The organism is Lysobacter niastensis (assembly GCF_015453285.1).
Taxonomy (GTDB): domain Bacteria; phylum Pseudomonadota; class Gammaproteobacteria; order Xanthomonadales; family Xanthomonadaceae; genus Lysobacter_J; species Lysobacter_J niastensis.
In genome coordinates, this window is record NZ_JADLZT010000002.1 from 295300 (window position 1) to 311621 (window position 16322).

The 16322-nt window shown below is 69.2% G+C and carries 11 protein-coding genes; 6 read left to right on the forward strand and 5 right to left on the reverse strand.

Annotation, left to right across the window (positions count from 1 at the left end; all coding sequences use genetic code 11):
- Window positions 1-324: 324 nt before the first annotated feature.
- Genes recD through recC form a run of 3 tightly spaced genes read right to left on the reverse strand, consistent with a single transcriptional unit; the run spans window position 325 to window position 9058 of the window.
- Window positions 325-2145, reverse strand: a complete 1821-nt coding sequence (recD, locus tag IU514_RS04065; RefSeq protein WP_194929794.1) for an exodeoxyribonuclease V subunit alpha — start codon at window positions 2143-2145, stop codon at window positions 325-327.
- A complete protein-coding gene (recB, locus tag IU514_RS04070; RefSeq protein WP_194929795.1) occupies window positions 2142-5759 on the reverse strand; it encodes an exodeoxyribonuclease V subunit beta in 3618 nt (1205 codons plus the stop codon). Before recB ends, recD begins: the two co-directional genes overlap by 4 nt.
- Window positions 5756-9058: an exodeoxyribonuclease V subunit gamma gene (gene recC, locus IU514_RS04075; protein WP_194929796.1), complete on the reverse strand. Its 3303-nt coding sequence runs from the start codon at window positions 9056-9058 to the stop codon at window positions 5756-5758. The genes recB and recC overlap by 4 nt, the downstream gene beginning before the upstream one ends.
- 178 nt (window positions 9059-9236) lie before the next feature.
- On the opposite strand from recC, the gene IU514_RS04080 reads away from it, so the two are divergent.
- The 6 genes from IU514_RS04080 to IU514_RS04105 all read left to right on the forward strand — a co-directional run bounded on the left by IU514_RS04080 (window position 9237) and on the right by IU514_RS04105 (window position 13490).
- The gene (locus IU514_RS04080; protein WP_194929797.1) at window positions 9237-10025 is read left to right on the forward strand and encodes an ABC transporter ATP-binding protein; all 789 of its coding nucleotides are present in this window, start codon (window positions 9237-9239) and stop codon (window positions 10023-10025) included.
- Window positions 10025-10774, forward strand: a complete 750-nt coding sequence (locus tag IU514_RS04085; RefSeq protein ID WP_194929798.1) for an MlaE family lipid ABC transporter permease subunit — start codon at window positions 10025-10027, stop codon at window positions 10772-10774. The genes IU514_RS04080 and IU514_RS04085 overlap by 1 nt, the downstream gene beginning before the upstream one ends.
- 25 nt (window positions 10775-10799) lie before the next feature.
- Entirely contained in the window at window positions 10800-11345 is a 546-nt protein-coding gene (gene mlaD, locus IU514_RS04090) for an outer membrane lipid asymmetry maintenance protein MlaD (protein ID WP_194929799.1), read from the forward strand.
- On the forward strand, window positions 11345-12019 hold the full coding sequence (locus IU514_RS04095) for an MlaC/ttg2D family ABC transporter substrate-binding protein (RefSeq protein WP_194929800.1): 675 nt from the start codon (window positions 11345-11347) through the stop codon (window positions 12017-12019). The genes mlaD and IU514_RS04095 overlap by 1 nt, the downstream gene beginning before the upstream one ends.
- A 2-nt stretch (window positions 12020-12021) precedes the next feature.
- Window positions 12022-12303, forward strand: coding sequence for an STAS domain-containing protein (locus IU514_RS04100; protein ID WP_194929801.1), 282 nt, complete (start codon window positions 12022-12024; stop codon window positions 12301-12303).
- Between the two features lie 242 nt (window positions 12304-12545).
- Window positions 12546-13490 (forward strand): MlaA family lipoprotein, encoded by a 945-nt coding sequence (locus IU514_RS04105; protein WP_194929997.1) that lies wholly within the window; start codon window positions 12546-12548, stop codon window positions 13488-13490.
- Between the two features lie 84 nt (window positions 13491-13574).
- Here the strand turns inward: IU514_RS04105 and IU514_RS04110 are convergent, their stop codons facing one another.
- The gene (locus tag IU514_RS04110; protein WP_194929802.1) at window positions 13575-14945 is read right to left on the reverse strand and encodes a DNA recombination protein RmuC; all 1371 of its coding nucleotides are present in this window, start codon (window positions 14943-14945) and stop codon (window positions 13575-13577) included.
- Between the two features lie 41 nt (window positions 14946-14986).
- Window positions 14987-16171, reverse strand: a complete 1185-nt coding sequence (locus tag IU514_RS04115; RefSeq protein WP_194929803.1) for a class I SAM-dependent rRNA methyltransferase — start codon at window positions 16169-16171, stop codon at window positions 14987-14989.
- Window positions 16172-16322: the final 151 nt, after the last annotated feature.

Sequence of the window (16322 nt, forward strand, 5' to 3'; positions counted from 1 at the left end):
GAGCTTTTTGCTCGACGGATGCAGCTCCCGAGCCCCACGGCCGGGACTTTTTGCTCGGACGATGCAGCTCGCGAGCCCCGCGGCCGGGGTTTTTTGCTCCGCCGATGAAGCTCCCGAGCCCCACGCCTGGAGCTTTTTGCTCCGTCGATGAAGCTCCCGAGCCTCGCGCCTGGAGCTTTTTGCTCCGTCGATGAAGCTGCGAGCCCCACGACTGGAGCTTTTTGCTCCGTCGATGGAGCTGCGAGCCCCGCGGTAGGAGCTCCTTGTTTCACCGATGAGGCGCACCGCCTCGATCGTGAGGTACGGCCAGCCGATCGGGCGGCGTTACGGCGTCCGCAGCCGCGAGGCCAGTCCGGACACGCGCGCCGCGTGACGCGCCAGGGCCGCGCGCAGTACGTCCTCGCTGGCGCAGACATGCAGCTCGCGCCGCGCGCGCGTGACCGCGGTGTAGAGCAGCTCGCGCGACAGCGTGCGGGCATCCTGGCGCGGCAGCAGCAGCCACACGGTGTCGAACTCAGAACCCTGCGCCTTGTGCACGGTCATCGCGAACGCGCCGGTGTGTGCTGGCAACGAAGCGGGATGGAACGCGCGCACGCCCTCGCTGCCACCGGCGAACCACGCCACCGGCACACCCGCGGCATCGTGCTGGCACACGCCGATGTCGCCGTTGAACAGGCCGTGGCGGTAGCTGTTCTCGGTGACGAGGAGCAGGCGGCCGTGGAAATAGGGATCGCGCTGCGCGCCGGCGAGCGCTTCCTCGATGCGCTGGTTCAGCACGCCCGCGCCCTGCGCGCCGTCGCGCAGCGCGGTCAGCAGGCGCAGCCGCGCGGCATGCTGCAAAGCCAGCTGCGGCTCCTGCAGCGCCATCATTTCGCGCCACGACGACAACAGCGTCTCGCGCGCCGCACCGGCCAGAGGATCGCTCACGTCCTCGTGGAAGCGCACGCCCCGCAGGCCCTCGCGCAGCAACTGCAATGTGGTGTCCGCGTCGCCACCGCGCATGGCATCGGCCAGCGGGGCGAGGTCGAGTGAGGCCGACTGCCGGAACCCGCGTTGCAGTTGCACGCGATGCCCCGACAGCGGTCCGACACTGGCATCGTCTGCCTGCACTTCGCCCAGCAGCGGCGCCAAGGTTGCTGCGACCGCGGGCGGAAGCGTTTCGCCCTCGCCGGCGGCATCGGTGATCGCGGCCAACACGTCGCCGGCTTCGACCGACGGCAGCTGGTCGCGGTCGCCGAGCAGGATCAGGCGCGCGCCCTCGGGCACCGCCTCGACCAGCTTGCACATCAACGGCAGGTCGACCATCGAGGCTTCGTCGACGACGATCACATCCAGCGGCAGCGGATGATCGGCGTCGTGGCGGAAGCGCGGGCTGTCGGGAATCGTGCCGAGCAGGCGGTGAAGCGTGCTGGCCGAATCCGGAAGGGCGTCGCACAGCGCGGCATCGACACCGGACAGAGTCCGTAACTGCTCCGTGGCCGCGCGCAGGCTTTCGGCCACGCGTTCCGCGGCGCGGCCGGTCGGCGCCGCCAGCGCGATGCGCGGCAGCGGGCGGCCTTCGAGCCTGGCCTGCGCCAACAGCAGCAGGAGCACGCGCGTGATGGTCGTGGTCTTGCCGGTGCCCGGGCCGCCGGTGATCAGCAGCAACGAACGCAGCAACGCCAGCGCGGCCGCGCGCGCCTGTCGGTCGCCGTCGCGCGCGTTCGGGAACAGCGTGGCGAACAGCGGAGCCAGCGCGGCGACTCCGCTGCTTCCGGGAGTCGCGGCCGCGATGCGGCGAAGTCCGCTCGCCAGGCGCCGCTCGTATTCGCGGTAGCGGCGCAGATAGACCATGCCGTTCTCGATGGCCAGCGGCGCCTGTCCGGCGGCGGCATCGGCCGGCGGCTGCGCAACCCATCGCGAACCGCGCAACGCATCCGCCCATTCGGCGGCATCCGGCCATTCAACATTGCCTTCGCACGCCAGCTGCGGACGCGCGAGGTCCACGCCGGCATGCCCCCGCGCCACGGCCGCCGACGCCAGCGCCGCGGCGACCAGCACGCGGTCGTCCGCATTGCCCTCGTCGAGGCGGCGCAGGCTCTGCGCGAGGGCGTGATCGATCGCGCGCAGTGCGCCCTGCCGCAGCAGTGCATCGAGCAGGCTCATGCGGCCACCCCCTCATGCAGTGCGAGGTCCTGGCCGAACAGCGCGTCCAGTCGCTCGATCAACTCCAGCGGCGGGCACCACGCGTGAATGCCGGGCGCGGCGGCATCGGAGGCATCCAGGCCGCGGCAGAACAGGTAACGGATGCCGCCAAAGTGCTTGCCGTAATCGTAGGCATCGCCGATACGGAAGCGCAGCCAGCGATGCAGCGCCAGCGCATACAGCAGCGCCTGCAACGTGTACTCGCTGTCGTCCATCGCCTCGGCAAGCGTGCCGTGGTCGTAGGACGGCAGGCGGTTGGACTTGTAGTCCAGCACATGGAAACGATCCGCGTGTGCATAGACCAGGTCGATCTTGCCCGTCATCAAGCCTTCCAGGCGCTGGCGATTGCCGAAGGCCTGGCGCTGGCGCAGCACGCCGTGCTCATGCAGCAGCGACAGCAGGTCGGCCGTTGCGGTGGCGCGCAGCGCGAAGTGGAACTCCATTTCGGACAGGCGTTGATCGCCCGGCACGGCGCACAGGCGCGTGCCTTCCGGCAGCGGCGCCGTGAGCGTGTGGCCGATCAGCGGCACCAGCACATCGATGCCGTCGTCGAGGTCTTCCTCGACATAGCCTTCCGCCTGCAGCGCCGCGCGCAGGTGCGCGATCTCGCCCGGCGATGGCGATAGCTGTGGCCATTGCGACCACGCGCCGAAATCGACGCGCTCCAGCGCGCCGTGCAGCACGTTGCCGAAGCGGCTGCCGGAGAAGCGCATGTCGCTTTCCGGCAACGTCGGCGCCGGTTCGTCCTGGGCGCCACCCTCATCCGCCACAGCGCGCGGGGCCGCTTCGACAACGCCCGTCGACTCGTTGGCGAGCTGGGTGAAGCTGTAGACCCACCAGTCGCGCGAGACGGCACGCCGCGACGAACGCGCCGCCGGCACCGCTTCGACGTGCTCGGGCGGAAGGGCATCAGGCAGCAACAGTGGCAACTGCGGGTACTGCAGATCGAACGCGTCGCCGAGGTCCGCGGCAAGTGCCTGCGGATCCTGCAGCATAGGCGCCAGCGGGCTGAGGTCCGCCTTGGCGAACGGGCCGCTTGCCAGCCACAGGCTGTGGCGCGCGCGCGTCAGGCCGACATAGAGCAGGCGTGCGTCCTCTCCACGCTCTTCCTCTTCCTGCTTGGCGCTGGCGATTTCCCATGCCGCCTTGTCGGCGTCCGAGGCCTCGCTCCGCATGCGCAGCACCCGGCCCTCGCCGTCGTGGTACTCGCAAAGGTTGCCTTCGCGACTGTCGCGGCCCATCGCCACGAACGGGAGGAATACGAACGGAAACTCGAGACCCTTGCTCTTGTGCAGCGTGAGGATCTGCACGCAGCGCGCGTCCGATTCCAGGCGCAGCTGCTGGGTTTCGTCGTTGTCGTCGGCTTCGGCGATCTGCGTGCGCAGCCAGTCGGCGAGGCCATGTTCGCCTATCGCGCGCGCATCGGCCTCCTGCAGCACTTCGGCGAGTTGCAGGTAGTTGGTCAGCCGCCGTTCGCCGTCGGCCAATGCCAGCAGGCGTGGCGCCTGCTCCGCGCAGACGGCGCCGAGCATGGCCAGCGGTCCGTGCCGCTGCCAGCGGTCGCGCCAGGCCAATGCGCGCAGCTGCCACTGCCGATGCAGCGCGGACTCGGTGTCGAAACGTGCCAGCGTGTCGGCATCGAGCCCGATCAGCAGCATCGCCAGTGCGCCGCGCAGTCGCGCATCGTCGTCGGGCCGAAGCAGGGCCTCCAGCAGCGCGAGTACGTCAGTCGCCTGCTCGGTGGAGAACAGACTGCGACGGCCCGCCGCCACGGCGGGGATGCCGATGCCGGCCAGTTGTTCGCGCATCAGCGTGGCCTGCGCGTGGTCCCGCACCAGCACGGCGATGTCGCCGGCCTGCGGTGCGCGATCGCGGCCTTTCTCGCGCAGCACGGCGCGGCCTTCGTGCGCATCCAACAACAGCTTCTGGATGGCGGTGGTACAGGCCAGCGCCGCCAGCGGACGCGCCTCCCCCACCGACCATTGCGGCTTCTTGCGGCCGTCGTCAGGCGCTGGAAGTGCGCATACCGTAAGCGCGGGCGCGACGGCGCCATTGCGCCGGAAATCGTCGTCGCTCACTTGCCCGCCCGGCTCGACTTCGCGGAAACGGATTCGCTCGTCGATGAAGGCGCCTTCGCCGGCGTTGGCATACAGGGCCGAGATGGTCCGCAGCAGCGATGGCCGCGAACGGAAATTGCGATCCAGCGGCGGCGATGGCAGCGCACGCCCGGCGGCCGCCAGGTAGGTGTGCACGTCGCCGCCGCGGAAGCGATAGATCGCCTGCTTCGGGTCGCCGATCAGGAACAGCGCCGCCGGCCCGGCTTCGTCATGACCGAACACGCGCTCGAAGATGGCCCACTGCCGCGGATCGGTGTCCTGGAACTCGTCGACCAGCGCGAAGGCGTACTGCTTGCGCAGCCGCTGGACCAGGCGCGATCCGTGCACGCCGTCCAGCGCGCGGGCGAGGTCGCCGATCAGGTCATCGAAGGTCTGCTCGCGGCGAAGACGCTTGATGGCGGCCAGCCGGCGCGCCGCTTCCTCGCGCACGCGGTGCACCAGCGCGATGCGGCGTCCGGCGAGCCACTGCGCGCGGGCTTCCACGGCATCGAGATATCGAGCGACGTCCGCAAACAGCGGTGAACTGGGCACGTCGGCCTGGCGCCCCTTGTTGGTCTTGTTCGCGAGCTTCTGCGGCGTCAGCCGGTCGATGCGGTCATCGATGGCCGACGTCGCATCGGCCTGATCGCACCAGGCCTGCAGCGCGCGCCGGAGTTGCGCGGGCAGTCCGGCGCGATAGCTGTTCGCATTGAGCGCCTTCGAGGCAATCGCGGCATCGAGCGCAGTGCAGGCCTCGTCGCCATGCGTGAGGAAAGAAGCGCGCAGGCGTTCGGCGGCCTCTCGCAGCGCCGGGATCGGATCGTTTGTGTCGGTTGCCGGCACCGGCTCCAGGCGCGGCGCGTACAACAGCTTGCCCAGATCGCCGGCGAGTCCCTGCGGCGTACGCCATTGCGCCTGCAGCAGTTCGGCGTCGCCCGCCTGCGCGCCGAGCGAGCGCCACAGATCGGTGGCGACGGCGTCGATCAGTTCTCGCTCACTGCCGATCAGCTCCGGGGCCAGCAACGGCTGGCCGGCTTCGAGGGCGTGCTCGGCCAGCGCGCGCGCGCAGAAGCCATGGATCGTGAACACCGCCGCCAGGTCCATTTCGCGCGCGGCCTGACGCAGCCGTCGTGCGAGGGCGAGCGGATCCTCGATGCGCGCCTGCCGTTCAATCAGTTGCCGCGTCAGCGCGGACTCACCGTCGCTGTCGAGCGTGGACGGCATCAGCGCGACTTCATTGGCAAGCCGGGCGGCAAGTTCGAGTCGCAGGCGCAGGCGCTCGCGCAGTTCCTGCGTGGCGGCTTCGGTATAGGTGACGGCGAGGATCTGGCCGACGCGCAATCCACGCTCGATTACCAGGCGTGTGACCAGCGTTGCCAGCGTGAACGTCTTTCCGGTGCCGGCGCTGGCCTCGATCAGGCGCACGCCGTCCAGCGGCAGATCAGTGAATCCCTGTTGCGGTGGCAATGGCGCGTTCATGCTGCCACCACGGTATTGGTTGCGTGGCCGTATACCACCGCATCGAACAGGCGAGTGGCGAGCGCGCGATAACGGACGCCGTCGGCATCGTCGAGAAACGGATCGCGCCCCCGCAGCGCGAGCTGCACGGCTGCGGAATCAACCTCGCCCCAGCTGCGATCGCTGCCGAACCACTGTTCGCGCGCGGCCTTCCACGCCGCGGCCTCGCCTGCGTCGTCGTCGCGCGGCGCGCTGTACCACAGCCAGGCCGAACGCGGCTGCAGCGGCAATGGTTCGCGCAGGCCTTCGCGCCGCAAGTCGAGCAATGCACGCAATGCGGAACGTGCCTGCGCAGCGGGGATGGGATCGCGCATCCGCACGGCCGGGCCTTCGTCCCACTGCGCCAGTTGTGCCAGTCCGCGCTGGTCATCGAGTGCACACAGCACCAGCCAGTCCAGGCCGTGCGAGATCTGCGCGGGCCCATGCAGTTCATCCAGACGTATGCGCAGTGCGCCGTGCGGATACAGGCGATCCAGATGCCCGTACAGGCGAACGCCGTCCAGGTCGAGCTCGAACGGGCGCGACTGCGGCTCGCCGTCCTTCCAGCGGCGCAAAGCCGTCGCGAACGGCAGGACCTGGGCCCTGATCGCAGCAAGCTGGCGCTCGCCCAACGGGCCGGAGGGAAGCATCGCGCGCGCGCGCAGGCGTCGCGCAAGGTCGCTGGTGTCATCGTTGGCGCAAGCGTCGAACACCGCCTGCTTAAGCTTCCATCCTTCGAGCCCATGCGTCGGCGCGGTCAGCGAATCGAGGTCGTCGCTGGCTTCGACCTCGTCCGGCAGGCGCAGTCCCATGCCCGTGCGAAGGAACTCGCCGGCCGGATCGGTCAGAAAGCGGCGCAACGCGGTGAGCGGCAGCTCCTGTTCCGGCTCGGACTCGCGCAACGCGGTGTTGAACCACGGCGCCAGCACCGTGCGCGGACCGTGCAGGGCATCGGCCGCGGGATGCCAGGCCTGCTGGAAACTGAAATGCCGCGGATCGGACGAATCGCCAAACGCACGCGGCGAGAACGGCTGCAGCGAATGGTGCAATACCAGCTCGCTGCGCGCGTCCGGCCCGTGATGGCAGGCCGCGGCGGCGTCGAGCAGTTCCGACACCAGCACCGACGGCTCGCGTGCGCTGCCATCGCGCGGATCGGCACCAAGCCAACTGACGTAGAACACCTCGCCCGCCGAGGCGAACAATTGCAGGAACAGGAAACGGTCGTCCTCGCGCAACGAACGGTCGCCGAATCGGCGCGCCGGTGTCGTCAGCTCCAGCGCCATCTGGTTGAGGCCGCCGGCCGGATCGCGGCGCGGGTAGTCGCCGTCGTTCATGCCGAGCAGGCAGATCACCCGGAACGGGATCAGGCGCATCGGCACCATGCGCGCGAAGCTGACGCCGCCGGTGAGCAGCGGCGCGCGCGTGTCCGATTCGGACAACGCCTGCTGGAAATAGGCGCGCACCACTTCGGGCGGCACCGGCCGGTCGAAGCCGGCGTCTTCGGCACTGCTGGCAAAGGCGCCGATGTGGCGGCGCAGGCGCTCTAGCGCACGCTGGTCGGCAGCGGCATGCGGACGTTCCGGCAGCAGCGCGTCGAGCAGCGCGAACAGCACGTCGCGCCATTGCGCCGGCGGCATCGCGCGGCCGAGCAGGCGCTCGTGCCGCGCCAGCACGCGCAGCACGCGGATCAGGGCGTCGAGCGCGTCGAGTGCGCTGCCTTCCAGTTCGGTCCAGGGCGCGACCCCGTCGATGTCGGCATCGTCGCCGCTCGCGTGGCCGAGCAGCAGGCGGTCGAGCGCGAAACGCCAGGTGTAGGCGTCGTCGGTGGGGGCGTCGTGGCGCGCGCGGTGGTCGGGGTCCAGGCCCCAGCGTGCGCCGGCGTCCTGCAACCAACCCTGCAGGCGCTCGATTGCGGCGGCGTCCAGGCCGGCGGCTTCGGACAGGGCGGGCGTGGCAAGCAGGTCGAGCACCTCGCGCACGCCGAAACGGGACGACGGCAGCGCGAGCAGATGCAGGAACACCTCGGCCAGCGGTTCGCCGGCGAGCGGGCTCAGGTCGGCCAGCGCATAGGGAATGTAGTCGCGACTGCCGCCCAGGCCGCCGAACACGGCTTCGATGTGCGGGCGGTACGGATCGATGTCCGGCGCCAGCACCGCGATCTCGCGCGCCTGCAGCGGTGGATCGAAGCGTGGGTCGTCCAGCAGCGCGCGCAAGCGGTCGTGCAGCACCTGCACCTCGCGCAGGCGCGTATGGCAGGCGTGCGCCTGCAGGCTCGCGTCCTCACGGTCGACGCCGGCGCGCCAGGGACGTGGTGCGCGCCGGTGCAGCAGGTCGCGCTGCATGCGGCCGAGCAGGCTGTCGCGCTCGGGAGCATCGTCCGGCAATGCTTCCGGATCGGCGTAGCGCTCTTCCTCGTGCGAGGGATGCACGACTTCGTAGCTGCCGAGCACGGCCATGAAATCGCGGCCGGCCGCGCCCCAGTTCGCCAGCAGCGGATTGTCGTCGTCGCCGGCGGCGGGATCCTCGCGCAGGCGCTGCGCGTAGCTCGGCAGGTCGCCCCAGTAACGCCGCGACGGCGTCGGCACATAGAAGTGCAACGTGCCGGCGCGCGCCTGGGTCGAGATCACGCGCAGCACGTCGGGCGAGATGTTGAGCGTGGCGAAGGCGAACAGCCGTGCAGGCATGCCCGCAGGGAGCGGTCCGTCGGGTGTGCCGAAGCGCTCGAGGTAGTCGTCGATGCGGCGCGCGCGATGGCGGCGCCCGGCGGCAACGCGGCGCCACAGCTCCGCCTGCGCGTCGGAGGCATCGCGCGAGGCCTCCCACGACAGCAGCCAGTCGCGGCGCCAGGCCTGGTATTTCTCGAAGATGCCGGACAGCTCGCCGGCCAGCGCCCAGGGTTTGAGCGGATCGCCCACGCCGACGTATTCGCGCAGCGGCGCCAGTGCGCGTCCGCCGAGCAGCGCCGGGTCCGATAGTTGCGCGTACAGGCGCCACTGCATGGCGGCCGCATCCAGATCCTCGCTGGCGCCGGGCACGTTGGCGTCGAGCGCGTCGCGGACGAACTCGCCCGGCGTCAGGAAGCGCAGGTTGGCGGCGATGCCGTGGCGGCGGGCCAGCGTGGACTGAAGCCAGCGGCGCATGGCCACCTGCGGGATCAGCACCACGTCCGGGGTCAGCAGCGCGCGCCCGGGAACCGGCTGGCGCAGCTCCCTGGCAAGCAGCTCGGCCAGCACGTCCAGTGCGTTGGAGTGGTAGAGACGGAAGTCGGGGCGGCCGGGCATCCCGGCTATCTTGCCGGAGCGCGTCGCATACGCCGAGACCGGGCGTGCTGCGGGACTGCGAATCTCTGCCCGGAGCATTCTGGTCCGAACCTGCGACAATGACGGCCCCGGTTCCCGTTCAGCCACCCACGGTCAAGCTTGCCGCCTTTGCGGCCGGCCGCCGCCACACGCATCGCGAATGACGAACGAAGGCCCCATTGTCCGCATCAGCAACCTCCGCCTCGAACGTGGCGGACGCACCGTGCTGAACGACATCAACCTGGACGTGCCGCGCGGCAGCGTCGTCGCCGTGCTCGGCCCGTCGGGCAGCGGCAAGTCGACGCTGCTGGCGGCGCTGACCGGTGAACTTGCGCCGGCAGCGGGCACGGTCGAAGTGCTGGGCCAGCCGGTGCCGCAACGCCGCCGCGCGCTGCTCGAACTGCGCAAGGGCATCGGCGTGCTGCTGCAGGGCAATGGCCTGCTGACCGACCTGACCGCCGCCGAGAACGTGGCGCTGCCGCTGCGCGCGCACACGAAGCTGCCGGATCCGGTGATCCGCCAGCTGGTGATGATGAAGCTGCACGCGGTCGGCCTGCGCGCCGCCGCCGATGCCTACCCGCGCGAGCTGTCCGGCGGCATGGCACGCCGTGTCGCGCTGGCGCGCGCATTGGCGCTGGACCCGCCGCTGATGATCTACGACGAGCCTTTGACCGGCCTCGATCCGATCGCCTCCGGCGTGGTGATGGACCTGATGCGCCGCTTGAACGACACGCTCGGCCTGACCAGCATCGTGGTGACCCATCACGTCCACGAGACGTTGCCGGTGGCCGACCACGCGATCGTGATCGCCAATGGCCGGATCGTGTTTTCCGGCACGCCGGCCGAACTTGAAGCCAGCGACGATCCGTTCGTGCACCAGTTCCTCAAGGGCGAACCGGACGGACCGATCGCGTTCGATGCCGCCGCCCGCACCCCGGAGGCCGCCTGATGCCTTTTGTCGCCGCGACCCGTTCGCTGGGCCGTGCCGGCCTGTTCTCGCTGTCGGTGTTCCGGGCATCGAAGCCCACGCCGGACTTCTTCCGTGAGCTGGTGCGCGAGATTTACAAGATCGGCGCACGATCGCTGCCGATCATTGCCGTTGGCGGCGCGTTCGTCGGCCTTTCGGTGACCCTGCTGGGCTACCGGGCACTCGAGACCTACGGTGCCACGGGCCAGGTCAGCGCCCTGCTCGGCCTCGGCCTGTACCGGGAGCTGGGCCCGGTGCTTACCGCCCTGCTGTTTGTCGGCCGCGCCGGCTCCTCGATCGCGGCGGAGCTTGGCCTGATGCGCGCCACCGACCAGATCACCGCGCTCGGCCTGATGGCGATCGACCCGGTCGGCAAGGCCGTTGCCCCGCGCTTCTGGGCGGCCGTGCTGTGCGTGCCGCTGCTGACCGGCTTCTTCTGCAGCTTCGCCATCAGTGCCAGCTATTTCGAGTCCGTGCACGTGATGGGACTGGACTCGGGCACGTTCTGGCAGGTGCTGAAGGACAGCGTCGATTTCTTCGACGACTTCCTGATGTCGTTCGTGAAGGCTGCCGTGTTCGGTGGCACTTCGGCGCTCGTCGCCGCCTACGTCGGTTTCCATGCTGAACCGACGATCGAGGGCACCTCGGTCGCCACCACCCGCGCGGTGGTGAATGCGTCGCTGCTGGTGCTGATGTTCAATTTCGTGATGTCGGCTTTCCTGTTCCGCTGAGCCGGCCTGATTCCATGGTGACCCGATGATCCGCGCACCCCGTATCGAATTCGCCGTCGGCGCCTTCCTGCTGCTGGCCCTGGCCTCGCTGCTGGTGTTGGCCCTGGCCTCCACCAACGGCCGCTGGGGCGTGGGCGGAGATACCTACGAGTTGAAGGCTCGTTTCTCGACGATCGGCGCCCTCCGACCGAATGCCCCGATCAAGATCGGCGGCGTGGCGATCGGACATGTCGCCAATATCGACGTCGATCCCGTCAAGTTCGACACCGTTGTCACCCTGGCCGTGAACAAGCGCTACGACAAGCTGCCTTCCGACACCGCGGCTGGCATCTTCACCAGCGGCCTGCTGGGTGAAAGCTATGTCGGCCTGACCCCGGGCGGCGATCCGGAGTCGCTGAAGCCCGGCGACGAGATCTACCTGACCCAGTCGGCAGTCGACCTGATCCAGCTGGTGGGCAAATACATGTTCAGCGGCGGTGGCGCCAAGCCCGCCGACAATGCCGGCCAGTCTGCCAACACCCCGGATTACCTCCAGGGCGAGGCCTCCCCCACGGACGAGAACAAGAAATGATGAAGCGCAACCTGAACAGCACGCTGTCCATCGTCATCGCCGCGGCCCTGCTGGCCGCCGCTCCTGCCGCGGTGCTGGCGCAGACCGCCGCACCGGCCGCCGCTGCGACGGCCGCTCCGGCGGGTTCGCCGAGCCAGCTGGTGCTGAGCAACAGCACCCGCATCCTCGCCACGCTGGAATCGCGCCGCCCCGAGTTCACCCAGAACCGCGCCGCGCTTCGCCAGTTCGTCGCCAGCGAGTTCAACAACATCTTCGACCGCGATTACTCCGCCCGCCTGGTGCTCGGCGTGCACGGCCGCGGCGCGTCCGATGCGGACATTGCGGTGTTCGCCGACGCCCTCGCCGACAGCCTGATGCAGCGTTACGGCTCCTCGCTGCTGGACCTCAACACCAAGCTCAAGGTGCGCGTTAAGTCGGAAACCCCGCTGCGCGGCGGCCAGATCGTCAAGGTCTCCAGCGAATACCTGCGCCAGGGCGCCGAAGCGGTGCCGGTCGACTACCTGATGCGCAAGGTCGGCACGCAGTGGAAGGTGTTCGACGTGATGGTCGAGGGCGTGAGCTTCGTGCAGACGTTCCGCAACCAGTTCGACCAGCCGCTCAAGCAGAAGTCGATCCCGCAGGTCGCCGCCGACATCAAGGCCGGCAAGCTGCAGGCCCAGGCCAGCACCAACTGACCATGACCACCGCGACGGTCCGCCAGGACGGTGACACCCTCGCCTTCGGCGGCGCGCTCGAGCGTGCCGCCATCGCTACCCTCTGGCCGCAGTTGCGTTCCGCCGGCAACGGCATCCGCAGACTGGACCTCGGCGCCGTGACGTCGGTCGACAGCGCCGGCCTGGCGCTGCTTGCCGAGCTGTGCGCCCGCACTGGCATCAGCGAGATTGCCGGCGCACCTGCGGGCCTGGCCGAGCTGCGCGCCGCCTATCGGCTCGACCCGCACCTAGCCTTCGCCAGCTGATCGCGGACACAGCGTTCCGTCCGCGGCCGTACGCGCGGCGGGCGTCCCTCGCCCGGGCACCTTAAACTGTGACGATGCGCATTCACGCAACCCTCCTCGCCGCCGTGCTCCTGGCCCTGCCCTTGGCAGGCCAGGCACAGATCCTGGTCCGTCCGCTGTCGGCGCAGCAACGCCTGGAGCTCGACCGTTGCCTCAAGGAAGCCGGCGAGAATCGCGATGCCGCGCGCGCCTGCTGGCGCAAGATGGAGGACGCGGAACCGGAAAAGAACATTCCGGAGCAGCCGCCCGTTCCCGAACAGGTGCCCGAGCCGCTGCCGCCGACGGAGACCACGCCTCCGCCGGTGTCCGAACCCACTCCTGAGATACCCACCGAAACGCCGCCCGCGCAGGAAGGCGATCAGCGCACCCAGGCCGAGCACGACTTCGATGCGATCTACGGCGACTACGGCGATCCCAACCTGCCGACGCCGGCTGCGCCCAGTCCGGTGTACGACCCGTGGGAGCGCTACAACCGGCAGATGCACCGCTTCAACAACGCCGTCGACCGCGGCGTCGCGCGTCCGCTCGCACGCGGCTACGTGAAAGTCGTGCCGCGCCCGTTCCGCCTGGGCGTCAGCAACTTCTTCAACAACCTCAGCCAGCCGGTGTCTGCGGTCAACGCGCTGCTGCAGGGCAAGCCGAAGCAGGCGGGGCAGTCGTTCGGCCGCTTCCTGCTCAACTCCACGCTCGGCATCGGCGGCATCTTCGATCCCGCCAGCGATGCCAAGCTTCCCAACAAGGGCGAGGACTTCGGCCAGACGCTGGGCGTGTGGGGCTGGAGGAAGTCCCGCTACGTCGAGCTGCCGCTGTTCGGCCCGCGCACGCTGCGCGACACCTTCGGCATGGCCGGTGACGCGCCGCTGAGCCCGCTGCGCCAGGTCGAGGCAGACAGCACGCGCATTCCGCTTCAGGGCCTGCAGCTGGTCGACGTGCGTGCGCAGCTGCTGGCGACCGACAGCTTCCGCGAAGGCGCCGAGGACGACTACGCGCTGGTGCGCGACGCCTGGATCCAGCGTCGCAACTACCAGATCGCCGGCGACCGCATGAAGGACCAGGAAGAAGCGCTGCCGGATTACCTGCAGGACGACAGCAATCCGCAGGTGCCGGTGGATGCGATGCCGGTGATGCCGCCCGAAGGCGGCCGCTGATCGAACCCACACGACACCGGGCCGACCCGTCGGCCTGGTGCGCGAATACGGTCAGCCGGCTTCCGCGTCCCCGCTGCGACGGCCTCAGTCCTCGCCGCCGTCCTCGAAGTCGGCGCCCAGCAGCCGCTGGCTGTCTTCCACCGGCAATGCTTCGACCTCGCGCAGTTTGCGCGTGAGCACGCGCGAGCGACGACTGGTTTCATCGATCTTGTTGCTGGCTTCGTCGAGCTTCTTCTTCACCCCGTCCAGCGTGGTGCCGAACTTGGCGAACTCGGTCTTCACCGCACCCAGCGTCTGCCACACCTCGCTGGATCGCTGCTCGATGGCCAGCGTGCGGAAGCCCATCTGGAAGCTGGTCATCAGCGCCAGCAGCGTGGTCGGACCGGCCACCGCGATGCGCTGGTCGCGCTGCAAGGCCTCGACCAGTCCCGGGCGGCGCAGCACCTCGGCATAGAGACCTTCGGTCGGCAGGAACAGGATCGCGAACTCGGTGGTATGCGGCACCGATACGTATTTCTCGCGGATGCGCGCCGCTTCCAGGCGTACGCGACGCTCCAGCGCCTCGCCGGCGGCGCGAGCCAGGTCCGGCTCACCGCGCTCCTGCGCATCGAGCAGGCGTTCGTAATCCTCGCGCGGAAACTTGGCGTCGATCGGCAACCACACCGGTGCCTCGCCGCTGGAACCCGGGAAGCGCACCGCGAACTCGACCCGCTCGCTGCTGGAAGGCACGGTGGCGACGTTGGACGCGTACTGGTCCGGCGCGAACACCTGCTCGAGCAGGCCGGCCAGCTGCACTTCGCCAAACACGCCACGCGACTTCACGTTGGTCAGCACGCGCTGCAGCCCGCCCACATCGGACGCGAGCTTGTTCATGTCGCCCAGGCCCTGGTGCACCTGCGCCAGCATCTGGGTGACGTTGCCGAAACTCTCGGTCAGGCGCGTCTCCAGCGTCGCGTGCAGTTTCTCGTCGACGGTGGCACGCATCTGCTCGAGCTTGGCGGCGTTGTCGGCCTGCAGTTCGCGCAGGCGGCCTTCCAGCGTGGTGCGCATCTCGCCCAGGCGCGCCTCGTTGTTGCGCGTGAGTTCGCCGATGCGATTGTCCAGCGCCGTGGCGAAGTCCTTCAACGCCAGCGCGGTCTCGCTGCGCGCCTTGCGTGCGTCCTCGGTGAGGGCCTCGCGCAGGTCCTCCAGGCGCTGGTCGGTACGCACCGCCGCGTCGTTGAGGCGAGTGGCGAACCCGTCGATGCGATGCTCCTGCTGCGTGGACAGGCTGTCCAGCTGCTGGCGCAACTCACCACGCCCCTGGCGTTGCTCCTCGCGCAGCGAATGCTCGAGCTGCACGCCCAGCGGCCCCAGGTCCGCGGCCGGCTTGCGCATCAGCAGGATGACTAGAAGAGCGATCGCGGCGAACACCGCGATCAGCAGGACGATCAGGAGCAAGGTGGTTTCAGGCATGGCGCCAGTGTATAGGCGCCGATCTCAGCCGGTGAGATGCCTCAGTCCAGCACGCGGCAGAACACCGCCTTGAGGTAACGCGACTCCTGCACCTGCGCAAGCCACGGGTGGTCGGCGCCGGCGCCAGCGACCTTCAGCACCTGCACGGTACGACCGGCGTAGTACGCGGCGCGGCGCAGCATGTCGAGGAACTGCTCCTCGCTGACCAGGCCGGTGCACGAGAACGTCGCGAACAGGCCACCCGGCTTGACCACGCCGAGCGCGAGCTTGTTCATGTCGAGGTACTTCTTCAGCGCGGGGATGACCTGCTCGCGGTCGCGCGTCATCTTCGCGGGGTCGAGGATCACGACGTCGTACTGGTCGCCGCGGATGCCGGCGTCGCGCAGCCACGGGAAGATGTCAGCCTGGATGAAGCGCGGGCGCACGTTGTTGAGGCGCGCGTTGCCCTTGGCGATCTCGATCACGTCGGCATCGATGTCCACGCCGACGACATCGGCGGCGCCGCGCACCGACGAGTACACCGCGAACCCGCCGGTGTTGCAGCACAGGTCGAGCACGGTCTTGCCTTCCACCTGCTGCGACAGCCATTGGCGGTTCTCGCGCTGGTCGGCGAAGAAACCGGTCTTGTGCGCGCCAGCCGGGTCGGCGCGGAACTTGATGCCGTACTCGGTGATGATCGACGGCGGCACCGGCTCGTTGCCACGGAAGTCGAAGCTCTCCTGCTTCTGCACGTGCTCGTCGGCGAAGCTGTAGAAGCGGCAGCCGGGGAACTGCGCCTTCAGCGCGTCGTAGATCCATTCGCGATGGCGGAACGCGCCAGCGCTGAAGAACTCCACGACGAGCAGATCGCCGTAGCGGTCGACGACCAGGCCGGAGATGCCATCGCCTTCGCTGTGCACGACGCGCCAGGCGTCGGACACTTCGTCGAGCTTCAGCACGTCGCGGCGCAGCGACACCGCCGCGGCGATCTTGCGCGCGAACCAGCCGGCATCGACGTCGATGTCGGGATCGGTCTCGAGGATGCGCACCGAGATGCGCGAATGGCCGTTGTAGAAGCCGCGGCCGATCCAGTCGCCCTCGACGCCGATCACATCGACGATGGAGCCGGGCTTGGGCCGCTGCGCGGGTTTCTCGACCAGTCGCTGGAAGATCCACGGATGGGTGGACTTCCAGGCATTCTTGAGGTGCACGACGGGGTAGGGCGTGCCGGGGAAAGACGTGTTCATCGCGCCATTGTAACGGTCGCTTGACACCCGCTTGCCCCGGTCTGGAGAATCCTGCCCTTCAGAAGGGGAGTAGCTCCCGACTTCGCGGTCGTCATTTCGAGTCACCTGAGGTGCATTCAGGTTTCTCCGGCCCGAGGGCAGTCCGGCAACG

Excerpts from the sequence above, each read along its gene's own strand:
- recD (WP_194929794.1), bottom strand. The coding sequence starts at position 2,145 with ATGAGCCTGCTCGATGCACTGCTGCGGCAGGGCGCACTGCGCGCGATC.
- recB (WP_194929795.1), bottom strand. The coding sequence starts at position 5,759 with ATGAACGCGCCATTGCCACCGCAACAGGGATTCACTGATCTGCCGCTG.
- recC (WP_194929796.1), bottom strand. The coding sequence starts at position 9,058 with ATGCCCGGCCGCCCCGACTTCCGTCTCTACCACTCCAACGCACTGGAC.
- IU514_RS04080 (WP_194929797.1), top strand. The coding sequence starts at position 9,237 with ATGACGAACGAAGGCCCCATTGTCCGCATCAGCAACCTCCGCCTCGAA.
- IU514_RS04085 (WP_194929798.1), top strand. The coding sequence starts at position 10,025 with ATGCCTTTTGTCGCCGCGACCCGTTCGCTGGGCCGTGCCGGCCTGTTC.
- mlaD (WP_194929799.1), top strand. The coding sequence starts at position 10,800 with ATGATCCGCGCACCCCGTATCGAATTCGCCGTCGGCGCCTTCCTGCTG.
- IU514_RS04095 (WP_194929800.1), top strand. The coding sequence starts at position 11,345 with ATGAAGCGCAACCTGAACAGCACGCTGTCCATCGTCATCGCCGCGGCC.
- IU514_RS04100 (WP_194929801.1), top strand. The coding sequence starts at position 12,022 with ATGACCACCGCGACGGTCCGCCAGGACGGTGACACCCTCGCCTTCGGC.
- IU514_RS04105 (WP_194929997.1), top strand. The coding sequence starts at position 12,546 with ATGGAGGACGCGGAACCGGAAAAGAACATTCCGGAGCAGCCGCCCGTT.
- IU514_RS04110 (WP_194929802.1), bottom strand. The coding sequence starts at position 14,945 with ATGCCTGAAACCACCTTGCTCCTGATCGTCCTGCTGATCGCGGTGTTC.
- IU514_RS04115 (WP_194929803.1), bottom strand. The coding sequence starts at position 16,171 with ATGAACACGTCTTTCCCCGGCACGCCCTACCCCGTCGTGCACCTCAAG.